The sequence below is a fragment of the Streptomyces sp. NBC_01198 genome, from assembly GCF_036010485.1.
Lineage (GTDB): Bacteria > Actinomycetota > Actinomycetes > Streptomycetales > Streptomycetaceae > Actinacidiphila.
On sequence record NZ_CP108568.1, the window covers coordinates 5,642,562 to 5,660,416 of the forward strand.

At 72.1% G+C, this 17,855-nt stretch carries 17 protein-coding genes; 11 read left to right on the top strand and 6 right to left on the bottom strand.

Features of this window, described 5'->3' with window-relative positions; genetic code table 11:
- Positions 1-156: 156 nt before the first annotated feature.
- Positions 157-1,458 carry a family 4 glycosyl hydrolase gene (locus tag OG702_RS25085; protein WP_442814527.1) on the bottom strand — a complete coding sequence of 434 codons (1,302 nt, stop codon included), beginning with the start codon at positions 1,456-1,458 and terminating at the stop codon, positions 157-159.
- A gap of 58 nt (positions 1,459-1,516) precedes the next feature.
- Between OG702_RS25085 and OG702_RS25090 the strand changes: the two genes are divergently transcribed.
- The 5 genes from OG702_RS25090 to OG702_RS25110 all read left to right on the top strand — a co-directional run bounded on the left by OG702_RS25090 (position 1,517) and on the right by OG702_RS25110 (position 7,280).
- Positions 1,517-2,632, top strand: coding sequence for a carbohydrate kinase family protein (locus OG702_RS25090; RefSeq protein WP_327291191.1), 1,116 nt, complete (start codon positions 1,517-1,519; stop codon positions 2,630-2,632).
- 197 nt (positions 2,633-2,829) lie between these two features.
- Positions 2,830-4,962 (top strand): PhoH family protein, encoded by a 2,133-nt coding sequence (locus tag OG702_RS25095; RefSeq protein WP_327291192.1) that lies wholly within the window; start codon positions 2,830-2,832, stop codon positions 4,960-4,962.
- 14 nt (positions 4,963-4,976) lie between these two features.
- Complete coding sequence (gene ybeY, locus OG702_RS25100; protein ID WP_327291194.1) at positions 4,977-5,471, top strand: rRNA maturation RNase YbeY; 495 nt, start codon at positions 4,977-4,979, stop codon at positions 5,469-5,471.
- Between the two features lie 16 nt (positions 5,472-5,487).
- Positions 5,488-6,816, top strand: a complete 1,329-nt coding sequence (locus tag OG702_RS25105; RefSeq protein ID WP_327291196.1) for a hemolysin family protein — start codon at positions 5,488-5,490, stop codon at positions 6,814-6,816.
- Between the two features lie 110 nt (positions 6,817-6,926).
- Complete coding sequence (locus tag OG702_RS25110; RefSeq protein ID WP_327291197.1) at positions 6,927-7,280, top strand: YybH family protein; 354 nt, start codon at positions 6,927-6,929, stop codon at positions 7,278-7,280.
- Positions 7,281-7,288: 8 nt separating this feature from the next.
- Here the strand turns inward: OG702_RS25110 and OG702_RS25115 are convergent, their stop codons facing one another.
- The gene (locus OG702_RS25115) at positions 7,289-7,483 is read right to left on the bottom strand and encodes a hypothetical protein (protein WP_327291198.1); all 195 of its coding nucleotides are present in this window, start codon (positions 7,481-7,483) and stop codon (positions 7,289-7,291) included.
- A 99-nt stretch (positions 7,484-7,582) separates the two neighbouring features.
- Here OG702_RS25115 and OG702_RS25120 point away from each other — a divergent pair, with 99 nt between their 5' ends.
- Positions 7,583-7,960, top strand: coding sequence for a cytidine deaminase (locus OG702_RS25120; protein ID WP_442814528.1), 378 nt, complete (start codon positions 7,583-7,585; stop codon positions 7,958-7,960).
- A gap of 6 nt (positions 7,961-7,966) precedes the next feature.
- Here OG702_RS25120 and OG702_RS25125 read toward each other — a convergent pair whose 3' ends face one another.
- The gene (locus tag OG702_RS25125) at positions 7,967-8,305 is read right to left on the bottom strand and encodes a P-II family nitrogen regulator (protein ID WP_327291200.1); all 339 of its coding nucleotides are present in this window, start codon (positions 8,303-8,305) and stop codon (positions 7,967-7,969) included.
- A 195-nt stretch (positions 8,306-8,500) separates the two neighbouring features.
- On the opposite strand from OG702_RS25125, the gene era reads away from it, so the two are divergent.
- Complete coding sequence (gene era / locus OG702_RS25130; protein ID WP_442814529.1) at positions 8,501-9,454, top strand: GTPase Era; 954 nt, start codon at positions 8,501-8,503, stop codon at positions 9,452-9,454.
- Between the two features lie 107 nt (positions 9,455-9,561).
- Here era and OG702_RS25135 read toward each other — a convergent pair whose 3' ends face one another.
- Positions 9,562-10,578 carry an Lrp/AsnC family transcriptional regulator gene (locus OG702_RS25135; RefSeq protein WP_327291202.1) on the bottom strand — a complete coding sequence of 339 codons (1,017 nt, stop codon included), beginning with the start codon at positions 10,576-10,578 and terminating at the stop codon, positions 9,562-9,564.
- A 141-nt stretch (positions 10,579-10,719) separates the two neighbouring features.
- Between OG702_RS25135 and OG702_RS25140 the strand changes: the two genes are divergently transcribed.
- Positions 10,720-12,147: an MFS transporter gene (locus OG702_RS25140; RefSeq protein WP_327291203.1), complete on the top strand. Its 1,428-nt coding sequence runs from the start codon at positions 10,720-10,722 to the stop codon at positions 12,145-12,147.
- Between the two features lie 336 nt (positions 12,148-12,483).
- The gene (locus OG702_RS25145; protein WP_327291204.1) at positions 12,484-13,332 is read left to right on the top strand and encodes a transglycosylase SLT domain-containing protein; all 849 of its coding nucleotides are present in this window, start codon (positions 12,484-12,486) and stop codon (positions 13,330-13,332) included.
- Positions 13,333-13,420: 88 nt separating this feature from the next.
- Here the strand turns inward: OG702_RS25145 and OG702_RS25150 are convergent, their stop codons facing one another.
- Positions 13,421-13,687 carry a protealysin inhibitor emfourin gene (locus OG702_RS25150; protein ID WP_327293362.1) on the bottom strand — a complete coding sequence of 89 codons (267 nt, stop codon included), beginning with the start codon at positions 13,685-13,687 and terminating at the stop codon, positions 13,421-13,423.
- An 8-nt stretch (positions 13,688-13,695) separates the two neighbouring features.
- Positions 13,696-14,811: a M4 family metallopeptidase gene (locus OG702_RS25155; RefSeq protein WP_327291205.1), complete on the bottom strand. Its 1,116-nt coding sequence runs from the start codon at positions 14,809-14,811 to the stop codon at positions 13,696-13,698.
- 304 nt (positions 14,812-15,115) lie between these two features.
- On the opposite strand from OG702_RS25155, the gene leuA reads away from it, so the two are divergent.
- A complete protein-coding gene (gene leuA, locus OG702_RS25160; RefSeq protein WP_327291206.1) occupies positions 15,116-16,879 on the top strand; it encodes a 2-isopropylmalate synthase in 1,764 nt (587 codons plus the stop codon).
- A 189-nt stretch (positions 16,880-17,068) separates the two neighbouring features.
- Complete coding sequence (locus tag OG702_RS25165) at positions 17,069-17,776, top strand: TerB family tellurite resistance protein (protein ID WP_327291207.1); 708 nt, start codon at positions 17,069-17,071, stop codon at positions 17,774-17,776.
- Positions 17,777-17,855 lie beyond the last annotated feature (79 nt).

Sequence of the window (17,855 nt, forward strand, 5' to 3'; positions counted from 1 at the left end):
AAAGTTAGACCCCCTGATCCGGGCAGGTCAAGGAAGGTCTACGCGCGTATCGTCACATCGCAGGTCAGAAGCTGTTTCCCTGGTGTTTCACCGGAGTTCGCCGAAACGTCACCGGATGGCCGCCTGGTGCGGGACGGGCGGACGGGGCGCCCGGGGTCACCAGCCGGCCGCGTCCAGGACGCGGCCGGCGACCGCGGGCGAGTCCACCAGCGGATGCAGCGCCAGCGCCCGCAGCGCGGCCCGCCGGGACCCCGTCGCCGCCGCCTCGATCGCCGCCCGCTCCACCGCCTTGACCGCCAGCATCAGCCCGGCCTGGTGCTCGTCCGGCGCCGCCACCGGCATCGGACGCGCCCCGGACGCGCCGACCTCGCACGGCACTTCCACCACCGCGTCGGCGTCCAGGAACGGCAGCGCCCCGCCGGCCGGCACGTTGAGGATCAGCACCGCCCGCTCGTCACGCGCGATGGCCCGCATCAGCGCCAGCGCCACCCGGTCGTAACCGCCGCCGTCCAGGTCGTGCGGATCGCGCTGCCAACCGCCGCTGGCCGCACGGCTGTCGGCGCCGTAGGTCTCCTCCCGCTCCCGCCGGGCGCCCTGCCACAGCTCGTACGCCCTGGACGGCTCGCGGTCCGCCGCCGCGAAGAAGTCGCCCTGCTGCCGGTCCAGGAATTCACCCCGGGTGGTGTCCGCCGCCTGCACCGCGGCCAGCGTCTCGCGGCGGAAGTAGTAGTAGTGCAGGTACTCGTTCGGCAGCGAGCCGAGCGCCGCGAGCCAGGGGGCGCCGAAGAGCCGGCCCTCCTCGAAGGTGCCGAGCGCCGCGGGGTCCGCGAGCAGGCCGGGCAGCCTGTCGCGCCCGGCCACCGTGAGGCGGCGCAGCCAGCCCAGGTGGTTCAGCCCCACGTAGTCGTAGCCGAAGTCCGGTGCGTCCGGATCGGCGCCCGCCGCCCGCGCGGCCCGCCGCACCAGGCCGACCGGCGAGTCGCAGATGCCGATCACCCGCGGGCCGAGCAGCCGGGACATCGCCTCGGTGACCATGCCCGCCGGATTGGTGAAGTTGATCACCCAGGCGTCCGGCGCCAGCGCCCGCACGCGTTCGGCGATCCGCACCGCGACCGGCAGCGTCCGCAGCCCGTAGAGCACCCCGCCGGCGCCGACCGTCTCCTGCCCGAGCACCCCCTCGGCCAGCGGCAGCCGCTCGTCGCGCACCCGCCCCGCCGTGCCGCCGACCCGGATCGCGGAGAAGACGAAGTCCGCGCCCCGCACCGCGTCGTCCAGACCGTCCGCGAGCCGCACCGCGGGGCCGCCCGCGCCGGACTGCGCCAGCACCGCCGCCACCACCCGCAGCCGCCGCGGGTCCTCGTCGTACAGCACCAGCTCGGTGATCAGCGGATCGCCGGCCAGTGCCCGGTGCACCAGCGGCACCCGGAAGCCGCCACCCCCAAGAACCGTGAGCTTCACCCGTGCTCCGTCCCGATCTTCCTCGTCACTGTCAGTGCGGTCGTGCACAGTGTGTTCCATGGACGACCAGCCCGTTCTCGACCCGCTCGGCGCCGTGCGCGCCCCGGGGGACCCGGCGACCGATGTCTACCTCACCGGCACCGTGTTCCTCGACATCATCTTCACCGGCCTGGACAGCGCGCCGGTACGCGGCACCGAGTCATGGGCGCGCGGCATGGGTTCGAGCCCCGGCGGGGTGGCCAACATGGCGACGGCGCTCGCCCGCCTCGGCCTGCACACCACCCTGGCGGCGGCCTTCGGCGACGACATGTACGGCGACTACTGCTGGGACTGCCTGGCGACCGGCGAGGGCATCGATCTGGGGCCCTCCCGGCGGGTCCCCGGCTGGCACTCCCCGGTCACCGTCTCGATGGCCTACGAGGGCGAGCGCACCATGGTCAGCCACGGGCACCGGGCGCCGCCGGAGGAGACCGTGCCGGCCTGCCCGCCGCCGGCCAGGGCCGCGGTCGCCTCGCTCGGCCAGCGCGAGCGGGCCTCCGACGAGGAGCCGGCGCCCGACCCGGACCGTGAGTGGATCGCCCAGGCCGCCGCGGCCGGCACCCAGGTCTTCGCCGACGTCGGCTGGGACGACACCGGCCGCTGGGATCCGGCCGACCTCGACGGCCTCGCCCACTGCGCCGCCTTCCTGCCCAACGCGGAGGAGGCCATGCGCTACACCCGCACCGCGACCCCGGCCGCCGCCGCCCGCAGGCTCGCCGAACTGGTCCCGCTGGCCGTGGTCACCCTCGGCGCCGAGGGCGCGGTCGCCGTGGACGCGGGCAGCGGCGAGACCGCCGAGGTGCCGGCGCTGATCGTGGACGCCCTCGACCCCACCGGCGCCGGGGACGTGTTCGTGGCCGGCTTCGTCACCGGCACGCTGGCCGGCTGGCCGCTCGCCGACCGGCTCGCCTTCGGCTCGCTGTGCGCGGCGCTGTCGGTCCAGGAGTTCGGCGGGTCGCTGTCCGCGCCCGGCTGGACCGAGGTCGCCGCCTGGTGGACGCGGGCCAAGGCCGCGGCCGGCACCCCGCCGGAGGCGCTGCGGCGGTACGCCTTCCTGGACGCGCTGATCCCACCCGCCCCGCGCCGCTGGCCGCTGCCGCGGGCGGTGCCCACCATCGGCTTCCGCCGGGTATGACCGGCGCCCGCGCCCGGATCGGCCGGGCCGCCGGTACGCGGCCGCGCCCGCCGCCGGTCGCGAGCGGGCCGGCGGCCGGTCCACAACGGCAAATCCCCGAGCCCGTCAAGGTCGCACGTCGTAGGCTTGGTAGCCCAGGGCCCGACGGGGGTCCTCGATCAGCAGAAAGCGGGATGAGCAGGCCTTAGCGCCGGCCCATGACTCAGACACCGACAAAGCAGCAGCCGCCGCAGGCGCGCGCCCACTTCGTCGTACCGGCCAAGCACCCCATGGTGACCGTCCTGGGATCTGGCGACGCTCTCCTCCGCGTGATCGAGCAGGCGTTCCCGGCCGTCGACATCCATGTACGGGGCAACGAGATCAGCGCCGTCGGCGAGGCCGACGACGTGGCCCTCGTCCAGCGGCTCTTCGACGAGATGATGCTGGTGCTGCGCACCGGCCAGCCCATGACGGAGGACGCCGTGGAGCGGTCCATCGCCATGCTCCGGGCCAACGGCAGCGCCGCCGACGAGGACGCCGAGACACCCGCCCAGGTGCTCACCCAGAACATCCTGTCCAGCCGCGGCCGCACCATCCGTCCCAAGACGCTCAACCAGAAGCGGTACGTGGACGCGATCGACCGCCACACCATCGTCTTCGGCATCGGCCCCGCCGGTACCGGCAAGACGTATCTGGCGATGGCCAAGGCCGTGCAGGCCCTGCAGTCCAAGCAGGTCAACCGCATCATCCTGACCCGCCCCGCGGTCGAGGCCGGCGAGCGTCTCGGCTTCCTGCCCGGCACGCTCTACGAGAAGATCGACCCGTATCTGCGCCCGCTCTACGACGCCCTGCACGACATGCTGGACCCGGACTCGATCCCCCGCCTGATGGCTGCCGGCACCATCGAGGTCGCCCCGCTGGCGTACATGCGCGGCCGCGCGCAGCCGACCTTCACCAAGGTCCTCACGCCCTCGGGCTTCCGCCCCATCGGGGAGCTCCAGGTCGGTGACCTGGTCGTCGGGTCGAACGGGGAGCCGACCCCGGTTCTCGGTGTGTATCCGCAGGGCGAGAAGGATGTCTACCGCGTCACGGCCCAGGACGGGTCGTCGACGCTGTGCTGCGGGGACCATCTCTGGACGGTCAGGACGGCCGCCGACCGCCGTCGCGACAGGCCGTGGCGCGTCCTGGAGACGAAGGAGATGATCGGGAAGCTCCGGGCCGCGCACGCACGGCGCTACGAGCTGCCGCTGCTGACGGCGCCGGTGTGCCTCCCGGCCCAGGACGTCCCGATGGACCCGTACGCCCTTGGTCTGCTGCTCGGCGACGGCTGCCTCACCGGCTCCACCACACCCTCCTTCGCCTCCGCCGACCCCGAACTGGTATCGGCTCTGCAAGCTGCACTGCCCGGCGTCAGCGTGGTCTGGAAGGACCGGGTAAGCACGCCCGGCGACGTCATCACGCTGGAGAATCCGGCCACGGCCTCCCTGAGGACGCTCGACCTGCTCGGCAACCGTTCGCACGCGAAGTTCGTGCCCGATGCCTATCTGCAGAATTCCGCCGAGGTCAGGCTGGCCGTGCTGCAGGGCCTCCTGGACGCCGACGGCGGACCGGTCGTCCAGGCAGGCCGTACGTGCCGCGTTCAGTACACCACCACGTCCATCCTGCTCCGGGACGACGTGGTCGCCCTGGTCCAGTCCCTGGGCGGGGTGGCGTACACCCGCCGCAGGGCCGCGGAAGGGCGGAAGCCCGGCCGGGTGAACGGGCGCGACGTGCACCACCGCTACGACGCCCACGTCATCGACATCCGGCTGCCGCAAGGGGTCGAGCCCTTCCGTCTGACCCGCAAACGGGACGCGTACGCCGCAGCCGGGGGCGGTGGCCGCCCGATGCGGTTCATCGACAGCATCGAGCCCGCAGGGCGTGAGGAGGCGGTGTGCATCCAGGTCGCCGCAGCCGACTCGCTGTATGTCACCGAGGACTACCTGCTCACCCACAACACCCTCAACGACGCGTTCATCATCCTGGACGAGGCACAGAACACCAGCGCCGAGCAGATGAAGATGTTCCTGACCAGGCTCGGCTTCGAGTCCAAGATCGTCATCACCGGTGACATCACCCAGGTGGACCTGCCGACCGGCACGAAAAGCGGACTGCGGCAGGTGCAGGACATCCTCGAAGACGTGGAGGACGTCCACTTCTCCCGGCTCACCAGCACCGACGTGGTGCGGCATAAGCTGGTCGGACGCATCGTGGACGCCTACGAGCGGTACGACAACGCGGTCGCGGAAGCGGACGCCGGCGCCGGAAACGGCCGCGGCGGCGGCAACGGCGCACGACCCAAGAGAAAGTAACCGACCACATCATCATGGCGATCGACGTCAACAACGAGTCCGGCTGGGAGATCGACGAGCAGGCGGTCCTCGACGCCGCCCGCTACGCCCTCCAGCGCATGCGCATCCATCCGCTGTCCGAGCTGTCGGTGATCGTGGTGGACGCCGCCGCCATGGAGCAGCTGCACGTGCAGTGGATGGACCTGCCGGGCCCCACCGATGTCATGTCCTTCCCGATGGACGAGCTGCGGCCCGGCAAGGAGGACGAGGAGCCCGCGCAGGGGCTGCTCGGCGACATCGTGCTGTGCCCCGAGGTCGCCAAGCAGCAGGGCGAGGAGGCGCCGACCGCGCACTCCATGGACGAGGAGCTCCAGCTGCTCACCGTGCACGGCGTCCTGCACCTGCTCGGGTACGACCACGAGGAGGCGGACGAGAAGGCCGAGATGTTCGGCCTGCAGAAGGCCATCCTGGACGGGTGGCGGGCCGAACGCGGCATCGAGGGGCCCTCGCCCGCGCCCACCACCCACTGACGGCGGCGCGCACCGCATGATCGTCTCCGCAGTCCTGCTCGTCATCGTCGCCTGGCTGGCCGCGTGCGCCGAGGCCGCCATCGCCAGGATCTCCCGCTTCCGCGCCGAGGACGCGCTGCGCTCTGGCCGCAAGGGCGCCGCGAACCTGCTGGCGGTGGCCTCGGATCCGACCCGCTACCTGAATGTGGCGCTGCTGGTCAGGGTCGGCTGCGAGACCGCGGCTGCCGTGCTGATCACCGTCGTCTGCGACCGGAACTTCGACCGTACGTGGCAGGTCCTCGCCGTCGCGATCGGCGTGATGGTGCTAGTGTCCTACGTGGCGGTGGGCGTCTCGCCGCGCACCATCGGCCGCCAGCACCCGATGAACACCGCGACGGCCGCCTCGTACGTGCTGCTGCCGCTGGCCCGGGTGATGGGGCCGGTGCCCGGGCTGCTGATCCTGCTCGGCAACGCTCTGACGCCCGGAAAGGGCTTCAAACGCGGCCCGTTCGCGAGCGAGGCGGAGCTGCGGGCCATGGTGGACCTCGCCGAGTCCGAGTCGCTGATCGAGGACGACGAGCGCCGCATGGTGCACTCGGTCTTCGAACTGGGCGACACCATCGTGCGCGAGGTGATGGTGCCGCGGCCCGAACTGGTGATGATCGAGCGCTTCAAGACGATCCGTCAGGCCACCACGCTGGCGCTGCGCAGCGGCTTCTCGCGCATCCCGGTGACCGGTGAGAGCGAGGACGACGTCGTGGGCTTCGTCTACCTCAAGGACCTGGCCCGGCGCACCCACATCAACCGGGAGGCCGAGAGCGACCTGGTCTCCACGCTGATCAGGCCGGCCGCCTTCGTGCCCGACACCAAGAACGCCGGCGACCTGCTGCGGGAGATGCAGCGCGACCGCAACCACGTCGCGGTGGTGGTCGACGAGTACGGCGGCACCGCGGGCATCGTCACCATCGAGGACATCCTGGAGGAGATCGTCGGCGAGATCACCGACGAGTACGACCGGGAGACCCCGCCGGTGGAGGAACTGGGCGCCGGCCGCCACCGGGTCACCGCCCGGCTCGACATCGGCGACCTGGGGGAGCTGTACGGGGTGCTGCTGGACGACGACGACGTCGAGACGGTCGGCGGCCTGCTCGCCAAGTCGCTCGGCCGGGTGCCGATCCCGGGCGCCACGGCCGTGGTGCCGCTGCCGGAGGACGGTTCCGGCGAGCGCGAGACGGTCGCACTGCGGCTCACCGCGGAGACGCAGGCGGGCCGCCGCAACCGGATCGGCACCGTGCTGGTCGAGCCGCTGGATGCGGCGCAGGCCGCCGCGCACGAGGATGCGCTGCCCGACGACGACCAGGTATGAGTCAGGCTTCTGACGCTTAGCAGAATCAGTCCTTGGACTTCTGGTCATGCCCGGGCCAGGCTGGAGACAGCAGGGAGCAAGGACCGTCAGCGATTCGAGGGAGCCCGACCATGACCGACACCCGTGCACGCGCCCAGCACCCCGAGGACCTCGCCCGCCTCTTTGTGGCCCGCGTCAACGCCCGCGACCTCGACGGCATCCTGGAGCTCTTCGAGCCCGACGCCGTCGTCGCCTTCCCGGCCGACCGCCCCTCGCAGGGCACCGCCGCGCTGCGCGAGCTCTACGCGGGCCTGCTCGCCGCCAACCCGGTCTTCGAGGTCGAGGACCCGCTGCCGACCCTGATCAGCGGCGACCTGGCGCTCACCTCGACCGCCCCGAAGGACGGCACGGGCGGCCGGGTCCAGGTGGCCCGCCGGCAGCCGGACGGCAGCTGGCTGCGCGTCATCGACCGCCCGGAGTCGTAGCTCCTGGCTCAGAGGCCGAAGCTGCCGAGCATGCCCAGCAGGTTGGCGCTCGCCTCGTGGATGGAGCCGGCCAGGCTGGTGTCCGCCAGGTAGAAGCCGAGGGCTCCGCAGGCGAAGGCGTGGCAGGATTTCAGGGCGCTCTTGCGCTTCAGGAAGACCGTGAATGCGGCGAGCGCGATGACGAACGGCATGTGCAGGAGCATGGGGATCACCTCTCACAGGCGCACTGCCCAGCAAGGCTAGGCGCCGGTCGCCGCACGCGCATGTTCACGTACGCAGAGCCACGCCCAGGGGTACGCCCTATGATCGCGCCCATGACCGATCAGCAGCCGGCCGCCGACCTGCCGGACCCGGAAGACCGCAAGCTCGTGACCCTGGCCAGGGCCGCCCGGGCCCGCAACGGGGTGCCGGAGGGCGCGGCCGTCCGCGACGAGACCGGCAGGACGTACGTGGCCGGCACGGTCGCCCTGGAGTCGCTGCGGCTCAGCGCGCTGCAGACCGCGGTCGCGATGGCGGTGGCCAGCGGCGCGACGTCGCTGGAGGCGGCCGCGGTCGTCACCGCCGCCGAGGGCGCCGCCGACGCCGACCGGGCCGCCGTCCGCGACCTCGGCGGGTCCGGTGTGCCGGTGATCGTGGCCGGCCCCGACGGAGCCGTGCGGGCCACCGTCACGGCCGGCTGAGCGGCCTCACAGCGCGTCGGGGCCGCGTTCGCCGGTCCTGACGCGTACGGCGGTGTCGACCGGCACCGCCCACACCTTGCCGTCGCCGATCTTGCCGCTGCGCGCGGCCTCGACCAGGGCGTCGATGACCGCGTCCACCTCCGCCTCCTCGACCAGCACCTCGATGCGGACCTTGGGGACCAGGTCGACCCGGTATTCGGCGCCGCGGTAGACCTCGGTGTGGCCGCGCTGCCTGCCGAAGCCGCTGGCCTCGGTGACCGTCATCCCCTTCACCCCCACCTCCTGCAGGGCCGTCTTCACGTCGTCCAGCTTGTACGGCTTGATGACCGCGGTGACCAGCTTCATCCCGGTGGGCTCCTGTCGTGGACGACCCGCGCGCGGCGGCGTGCACGGCGGCGCCGTGGGACTTGCCGTGCGTGAGCACGCCGTGATCGTAGGCGCTGCGGACGGCTCCGCGGTGCGGTCCGGGCCGGTCCCTCGGCGATCCCCGCCCGGCCGGAAGCGCATCGCCGTGTCGAACGCCTCGCCTCATCGGGGAGAATGAAGCGCATGAGCGCTCGTACCCCCTCCGCCGCCGGCCCCACGCACCGGTCCGGCTTCGCCTGCTTCGTCGGCCGCCCCAACGCCGGCAAGTCCACCCTCACGAACGCTCTGGTCGGCCAGAAGGTGGCGATCACCTCCAACCGGCCACAGACGACCCGGCACACCGTCCGCGGCATCGTGCACCGCCCGGAGGCCCAGCTCGTCCTGGTCGACACCCCGGGCCTGCACAAGCCCCGCACCCTGCTCGGCGAACGCCTCAACGACGTGGTGCGCAGCACCTGGGCCGAGGTCGACGTGATCGGCTTCTGCCTGCCGGCCGACCAGAAGCTCGGCCCTGGCGACACGTTCATCGCGCGCGAGCTGGCCGGGATCCGCAAGACCCCGAAGGTCGCGGTCGTCACCAAGACCGACCTGATCGACTCCAAGGCCCTGGCCCACCAGCTCCTCGCCGTCGACAAGCTCGGCCGCGACCTCGGCTTCGAATGGGCCGAGGTCGTGCCGGTCTCAGCGGTCTCCGGCGAGCAGGTCGGCCTGCTCGCCGACCTGCTCGTCCCGCTGCTCCCCGAGGGCCCCGCCCTCTACCCCGAGGGCGACCTGACCGACGAGCCCGAGCAGATCATGGTGGCCGAGCTGATCCGCGAGGCGGCGCTCGAAGGGGTACGCGACGAGCTGCCGCACTCGATCGCGGTGGTCGTCGAGGAGATGCTGCCCCGCGAGGGCCGCCCCGCCGACCGCCCGCTGCTGGACATCCACGCCAACGTCTACATCGAGCGCCCCAGCCAGAAGGGCATCGTCATCGGCCCCAAGGGCGCCCGCCTGAAGGAGGTCGGCATGAAGTCCCGCCACCAGATCGAGGCACTCCTCGGCACCCCCGTCTTCCTCGACCTCCACGTCAAGGTGGCCAAGGACTGGCAACGCGACCCGAAACAACTCCGCAAACTCGGCTTCTAGCCGCGCCCGGCAGGGCGTGCGGCGTGGGGGGCGCGGGGAACTGCTCGACCGGCCCCCGCCGGGGGGAGGTCCGGTGAAAGCCCCCGCCCGGCAGGGCGTGCGGGACCCTACCCGCGCCGCCCCCGGGCGGGGGCGAGGTAGGGACCGGGACCCTTCAGGGTCCGATGGATCGGGGCTGTCTCCGTCCGCCGGACACCGGCAATGGCCGCCACCGGCCCGGTGAGATATCGGTACAGCGCCCGCGCGTCCCGGCACAGCAGCGACGCGTAAAGATTCGCCGTCCCCGTCGTGGCGGCCGCGAAGGCCACCTCCTCGTGCCCGGCCAGCGCGCGCCCCGCCGCCGCGAGCCCGGCCGGCTCGACCTCTAGCAGCAGCACCGCCCGCATCTCGGGCGCCAGGACGCCGGTCCCGAAGTCCAGGTCGTAGTAGAGCGCCCCGCAGGCCCGCAGCTCGGCCATCCGGCGCCGTACGGTCGTCGGGGACCAGCCGGTGAGCGCGGCGAGCCCGGCCGCCGGGGTGCGCCCGTCGTGGGCCAGCGCGGTGAACATCCGCCGGTCCTCCTCCCCGAGCACCGCGGGCTCGCCGTCCGCCGCGACGGGCGGCGGCCGCAGCGCCCGTACCTGCTCGGGCGCCAGCGGCCCGGTCCTGCTGAGCGGACTGAGGTCGTGGCCGAAGAAGACGTGCAGCAGCGCGTGCGCGGTCACCTGCACCACCCGCGGCGTCCGCGGCAGCTTCTGCAGCAGCAGCGCGTCGGCGTCCGTGTCGGGGCCGGAGGCGTAGGTGAGGCAGCAGATCTCCGTACCGCCGGACAGCAGGCTGACCCAGCGGGTGTCGGTACGCCGGGCCAGCGCCTCGCCGATCGACGCGGCGGCGTCGGGCGTGCAGCGCACCCGGACGAACCACGGCGTGAGCCCGATCCGCAGCGGGTCGCTCAGCCCGAGCACCCGCAGCCCGGCGGACGTCCGCAGCCGGGCGTAACGGCGGGCGACCGTCTGGTCGGAGACGCCGAGGACCTCGCCGATCCGCCGGAAGGGCGCCCGGCCGTCGAGTTGCAGCGCCTGCGCGACCTGCTGGTCGAGCAGGTCGAGATCGCCCAGCGGCATCATCGGGCTGTCGGATCGCATCCTGACAGCCTAGGTGGTGTCGGATTCCGCCACCGATGCCCCGGTGGCTGTGGGAGTGGAGGCGCGGTCCGCCAGCCTGTGACCGTCACCGCCGCACCACCGCACCGCACCGCGCTGCACCGCACGAACGGAGTCCACCCGATGCGCAAATGGCTGCCCCTCGTGACGATCTGCCTGGGGGCGTTCATCCTCCTGGTCGACGTCACGATCGTGAACGTCGCCCTGCCGAGCATGGCGTCCGACCTGGACGCCCCTTTCTCCGCCCTGCAATGGGTGATCGACGGCTACGCCCTCGCGCTCGCCGCGCTGCTGATGGTCGCGGGCTCGCTCGGCGACCTGTTCGGCCACCGCCGGCTGTACGTCGCCGGCCTCACCGTCTTCGCGGCGGCCTCGCTGGGCGCCGCGCTGTCCCCGGACGCCGCCGTGCTGATCAGCGCGCGGGCGGTGCAGGGCGTCGGCGGAGCGGCGATGTTCGCCACCTCGGCCGCACTGGTCGCGGCGACGTATCAGGGCCGCGACCGCGGGGTCGCCTTCGGCGTGTGGGGCGCGGTCAACGGCGCCGCCGCCGCAGCCGGTCCGATTCTCGGCGGCCTGCTCACCCAGGGCTTCGGCTGGCAGGCCATCTTCCTGGTCAACCTGCCCATCGCGGCGGTCGCCGTCGTGATCGCGCTGCGCGCCCTGCCGGCCGCCGCGAAGCGCGGTACGGGCCGGCTCGACCTGCCGGGCGCTGCCACCTTCACGCTGGCCGCCGCCGCCCTCACCTACGCCCTGATCCGCGGCGGCGACGACGGCTGGACCGATCCGCTGACCCTCACGGCCTTCGCGGTGGCCGTGGTCGCGGCGGTGGCCTTCGTGCTCGTCGAGGCGCGCTCTGACCACCCGATGATCGATCTGGCCCTGCTGCGCCGCCCCGGTTTCAGCGGTCTGCTCGGCGGCGCCCTGCTGTATCAGGCGGCGGCCTTCAGCGGGCTGGTCTACTTCTCCCTCTGGCTGCAGGACGTGCTGCACCTCAGCCCGATCCGCGGCGGCCTGGCCCTGATGCCGATGGCCGGTACCGCCTTCGTCGTCGCCGCGGTCGGCGGGCGGTACATGCACCGCCTCCCCGCGCGCGTGCCGATCGGCGGCGGTCTGTTCATCATCGGCCTGGGCTGCGCCCTGCTCGCGGTGATGGTCCACGCCTCCTCCGGCCAGGCGGCGATCATCACGGGCCTGGCGGTGATCGGCGTCGGCGTCGGCTTCACCACGCCCGTCCTGGTCTCGGCCGCGGTCGAGGAGGCCCCGCCGCACCGGGCGGGCATGGCGGGCGGCGCGGTCAACACGGCGCGGCAGCTCGGGATGACCCTCGGTATCGCCCTCTTCGGCGCGGTCTTCTCCGCCCGGCTGCGTACAGTCACCGGCCACGGCGGCTCGGTGCACGCGGCGTACGCCTCCGGGCTCGACCGCATCTCCCTCTACGCGGCGGCCGCGGGCCTCGCCGGCGCGATCGGTGTCGTCGCCCTGGTACGCCCGGCCCGCACCGCCGGGACCGTCCCCGCCGACAGCCCCGCACCTGCGACGGCGGGCCGCTGACCCCTTCTCCAGGACCCCGGAGATCGATTCCGGCCCGGCTTTTCCAGATCTGTCCCGATTCACGGACGCCCCGGCAGTGACCGGGGTCACACATTCCCCTCACATAAAGCGCCCCCTCATTCACTGCCCGTGAATGAGGGGGCGCCCCCTTGTGATCCCCTCGATAGGGCGTGCGTCACATACTAAGCCGCCTAGTGAATGAGCGGCGCCGCATTGCACCGAGGATCCGCGTCTCCGTTTCCCGCTACGAATGCAGTGCGTAGACGGGCTCTTTGACCTGCCCTTCCGCTCCCTCTAACAATTCAGGGGTCCCGCTACGGAAGAGGTAATCCCCTAATGCAGCTCCCCACGATCCCGAAGAAGCTCCCCACGTTCGCGAAGTTCAACCGGATGTCGAAGAAGCACAAGATCTCGGCAGCCGGCGCACTCGCCGCAGCCGCAGTCGTGCTCACGGTCACCGGGTTGGAAGCGACCGCAGGAGCCGGTTCGGCGACCGCGGCGGGCGACCCGACCGGGTTCTCCGTCTCCGCCGGTACGCACGCCAAGGAACTCGGCGCGCAGTCCGGTATGGCGTCGCAGCACGTAATCCACGAGTCCACGCAGCAGAAGGCACAGCAGAAGACCGACCTCGCCGCGGCCACGAAGAAGGCCACGGACCAGAAGAGCGCCGGCTCGGCAGCGTCGAAGAAGGCGGCCCCGGCCGCCGCCGACCACGCCAAGTCCACGTCGGCGGCGAACCGCTCCACCCACCGTGCCGCGGTCTCCGCCCCGAAGAAGGCGACCACCGAGAAGCACAGCGTGAAGCACAGCGTCACGTCGAAGAAGACGACCGCCGCCCCCAGGAAGGCGACCGTCAAGAAGTACGCGAACAACCTGGACGGCTGGATCAAGCAGTCGCTCGCCATCATGCACGCCAAGCACATTCCGGGTTCCTACGAGGGAATTCACCGCAACATCATCCGGGAGTCCAGCGGTAACCCGAAGGCGATCAACCTGTGGGACATCAACGCCCGCAACGGCATTCCCTCGAAGGGTCTGCTCCAGGTGATCAACCCGACCTTCGACCGCTACCACGTGTCCGGCACGTCGAAGAACATCTACGACCCGGTCGCCAACATCACCGCCGCGTGCAACTACGCGGCCGACCGGTACGGCTCGATGGACAACGTGAACTCGGCGTACTGATCGCCCTCGCCGGAAGGTGAGCAGAAAGGGCGGCGGGGCCTGGAAGAGGCCCCGCCGCCCTTCGGCGTGCCCGGCCGCGTGTGCCCGGTTACGCCCCCTCGCCCAGCACCGCGGCGATCAGCTCGCGCTGCGCTGGGGTGAGCTCGGGGTCGGCGCAGTGCACGGTGGCGGTGTCGACGGTGATCGTGTAGCCGAAGCCGTCGCGGGTCGGATCCTGGCCGGTGGGCCGCGGCGGGGTCAGCGCGGCGAGGGCCAGGGCCTGGAGGTGGCCGGCGTCGGGGCGGTCCCCGGTCTCCAGGGCGGCATGCCGGGTCAGGCCCGCGAAGCCGCCGGAGCGGGTCACCTCGATACGCATCGGGCTGCTCACACCTCCTGCGGCTGGCCCGGCTGCTGGCGGGGGAGTCCCGCGGCCGCCGCCGGGGTGACGCCGACCTCGGTCCAGGCGGCACGCACCGCCTGGCTCTGCGCACCCTCACCGTAGCGGGCCACGGCCGCGGCCGCGGTGGCCGCGGCGAAGTCCGCGAACTGCGACTGCGCGGACAGCTTGCCGCCGGTGAGGGTGTCGTACCAGATGCGTCCCGCCTGCTCCCAGGCGTGGCCGCCGAGCGCGGCCGCGGTCAGGTAGAAGGCCCGGTTGGGGATGCCGGAGTTCAGGTGCACCCCGCCGTTGTCCTGCGTCGTGGTGACGTAGTCCGCCATCGAGGCGGGCTGCGGGTCCTTGCCGAGCTGCGGGTCGTCGTAGGCGGTGCCCGGCTCCTTCATCGAGCGCAGCGCCTTGCCGTTGACGCCGGGGGCCAGCAGCCCCGCGCCGATCAGCCAGTCTGCCTGGTCGGCGGTCTGGCCCAGCGCGTGCTGCTTGATCAGGCTGCCGAAGACGTCGGAGACCGACTCGTTGAGCGCGCCGGGCTGGCCGTGGTATTCGAGGTTGGCGCTGTACTGGGTGACGCCGTGCGTCAACTCGTGGCCGATGACGTCCAGCGGGAGGGTGAAGTCCAGGAAGATCCGGCCGTCACCGTCCCCGAAGACCATCTGCTCGCCGTCCCAGAAGGCGTTGTTGTAGTCCCTGAGGTAGTGCACCGACGCCTTCAGCGGCAGGCCGGCGTCGTCGATCGAGTGCCGCCCGTACGCCTGCAGGTAGGTGTCGAAGGTCGCGCCCAGCGCGTCGTAGGCCCGGTTGACGCTGTCGTCCGAGGCCGGCGCCGCGCCCTCGGCGCGCACCTGGTGGCCGGGCAGCGTGTCGTGGTGGCGGGCGTCGTAGACCGTGCGCACCGGGTGGTCGGCGGGGGCGCCCGCGGCGGGCGCGGGTCCCGACGGGCCGAGGACGGTGTTCAGCCGGCGCCGGGTGCGCTCGCGGGCGTCGTGCTCCAGGGTGCGGCGGGCGGCGGCGGCCAGCGCGGGGTCGCCGGTCCTGGCCAGCCGGTCCAGGACGTGCGGCGGCACGATCGTGCAGAAGACGGGGGTCGAGGCAGAGGAGTCCATGCCACGCAATGTGGCACGGCGGGCACGCTGTGTCACCGATTCGGCGCTGTAATTGACGAGAAGGAGCGAAGGACCAGGATTCTGGTGGACAGAACCGGCCATCTTGCATGCTGAGAGGAAGTACGCACCGGCTACGTCATTCCGGCCGCCTCGGCTATGGTCGTTGCCATCATGCGTTTCGGGCTGCTTCTCCTTAGCTGCCGCGGCGAGGGTCTGTAGTCGTAGGCCGACCCCCTCCCCGCGGAGTTCGGCGTTTCCAGCCGTCGGCCGTTCCCCGAACGGATCCCGAGGAGCCAGAGCCCCCATGACCAGCCCGAACAGTATCGGCCGTGCCACGCCCATCACCGCCGCGACCGTCACCCAGCGTGCCACCGCGATGCCGGTCCACAAGTACGGCCGTTACGAGCAGGTGGACCTGCCGGACCGCGGCTGGCCCGACGCGCGGATCACCAAGGCGCCGCGCTGGCTGTCCACCGACCTGCGGGACGGCAACCAGGCGCTGATCGACCCCATGTCGCCGGCCCGCAAGCGGGAGATGTTCGACCTGCTGGTGCGGATGGGCTACAAGGAGATCGAGGTCGGCTTCCCGGCCTCCGGCCAGACCGACTTCGACTTCGTACGCTCCATCATCGAGCAGGACGCCATCCCGCAGGACGTGACGATCTCCGTCCTGACGCAGGCTCGCGAGGAGCTGATCGAGCGCACCGTCGAGGCGCTGCGCGGCGCCCCCCGGGCCACCGTGCACCTGTACAACGCCACCGCCCCGGTCTTCCGCCGGGTCGTCTTCCGCGGCAGCCGCGACGAGGTCAGGCAGATCGCGGTGGACGGCACCCGGCTGGTGACGGAGTACGCCGACAAGCTGCTGGGCGACGAGACGGTCTTCGGGTACCAGTACAGCCCGGAGATCTTCACCGACACCGAGCTGGACTTCGCGCTGGAGGTCTGCGAGGGCGTCATGGACGTCTGGCAGCCCGAGGAGGGCCGCGAGATCATCCTCAACCTGCCCGCCACCGTCGAGCGCTCCACCCCCTCCACGCACGCCGACCGCTTCGAGTGGATGTCGCGGCACCTGTCCCGGCGTGAGTACGTCTGCCTGTCGGTCCACCCGCACAACGACCGCGGTACCGCGGTGGCGGCCGCCGAACTGGCGCTGATGGCCGGCGCGGACCGCATCGAGGGCTGCCTGTTCGGGCAGGGCGAGCGCACCGGCAACGTGGACCTGGTCACGCTGGGCATGAACCTGTTCAGCCAGGGCGTCGACCCGCAGATCGACTTCTCGCAGATCGACGAGATCCGGCGGACCGCCGAGTACTGCAACCAGATGGAGGTCCACCCGCGCCACCCCTACGCGGGCGACCTGGTCTACACCTCCTTCTCCGGCTCCCACCAGGACGCCATCAAGAAGGGCTTCGAGGCGATGGAGGCGAGCGCCGCCGCAGCCGGGAAGACCGTGGACGACATCGAGTGGGCGGTGCCCTACCTGCCCATCGACCCCAAGGACGTCGGCCGCTCCTACGAGGCCGTCATCCGGGTCAACTCGCAGTCCGGCAAGGGCGGCGTCGCGTACGTGCTGAAGAACGGGCACAAGCTGGACCTGCCGCGCCGGATGCAGATCGAGTTCTCGAAGATCATCCAGACCAAGACAGACGCCGAGGGCGGCGAGGTCACCCCGGCGCAGATCTGGTCGGTCTTCCAGGACGAGTACCTGCCGACCCAGGACAACGCCTGGGGCCGGATCGCGCTGCGCTCGGCGCAGACGTCAACTTCGAGCGACGGCACCGACGCCCTGACGGTGGAAGCTGTCGTGGACGGCGTCGAGACGGTGCTCAGCGGCAGCGGCAACGGCCCGATCTCGGCCTTCTTCGACGCCCTGGCGAAGTCCGGGGTGGACGCCAGGCTGCTGGACTACAGCGAGCACACCATGAGCGAGGGCGCGTCCGCGCAGGCCGCGTCGTACATCGAGTGCGCCATCGGCGGCCGCGTCCTGTGGGGCATCGGAATCGACCCCAACACCACCCGCGCAGCACTCCAGGCAGTCGTCTCCGCGGTCAACCGCGCCGGCCGCTGAGCGGGCAAAACGGTACGAATCATCCCAGGCGTACGGGGGCGGTGCGGAATTGCCCCCGTACGCGGTACTGACTGCGCCTCGCTGATGTGGCTAACATCACGGCGTACGGCACCGTTGCCGGGGCGTCTTCGCGCGCGTACGGGCCGATGCGGGTACGCCGGGACGAAGACGGCCGGAGGGTGCAGCGTGATGAAGCTGGGGCTGTGGATCTGGGGTGTGCGAACGGCCTGGCACACCGAGGACGACGGTGAGTTCTTCTGCCCCGACTGCGGCGGCGACCGCAGCTACCACCGCAGAACGGGCACCCGCAGGCTCACCGTGCTCAACGTGCCGCTGCTCAACCGCGGCACCGCGGGCTCGGTGATCGAATGCGCCGCCTGCCACCGCCAGTACGGCTCGCAGGTGCTGCTGTGCCCCACCACCACCCGCTTCTCGGCGATGCTGCGCGACGCCGTGCACACCATCGCGCTCGCCGTGCTCACCGCGGGCGGCTCCACCGGCCGGCCGGCCCGCGAGGCGGCCGTGGGCGCGGTGCGCTCGGCCGGCTTCAGCGACTGCACCGAGGACCAGCTGCTCGGGCTGCTCGCCGCCATCGTCGCCGACGAGGGCCGCTACACCGCCTCCCAGGAGCTCGGCCACCACTCCTTCGCCGACTGCGTGGACGGCTGCGGGAGCTGGCTGTCGATCGAGCTGCACGAGGCGCTTGAGCCGCTCGCCGACCACCTCGCCCAGCAGGGCCGCGAGCGGGTCCTGCTGCAGGGCGCCCACATCGCGCTGGCGGACGGCCCCTACCTGCCGGCCGAACGCGAGGTCCTCGAAGCGGTGGGCCGCTGCCTGTCGCTGCACACCGACGACATCGACCGGCTGCTCGCCGCCGCCGCGGCCACCGCGAGCTGAGCCGGGCGGCCCCGGCGGGGTCCGGCGGGCGGTCCGGCCCCGGCACGGCCCTCGGGCTGTCCGGCCCCGGTGCGGCCCC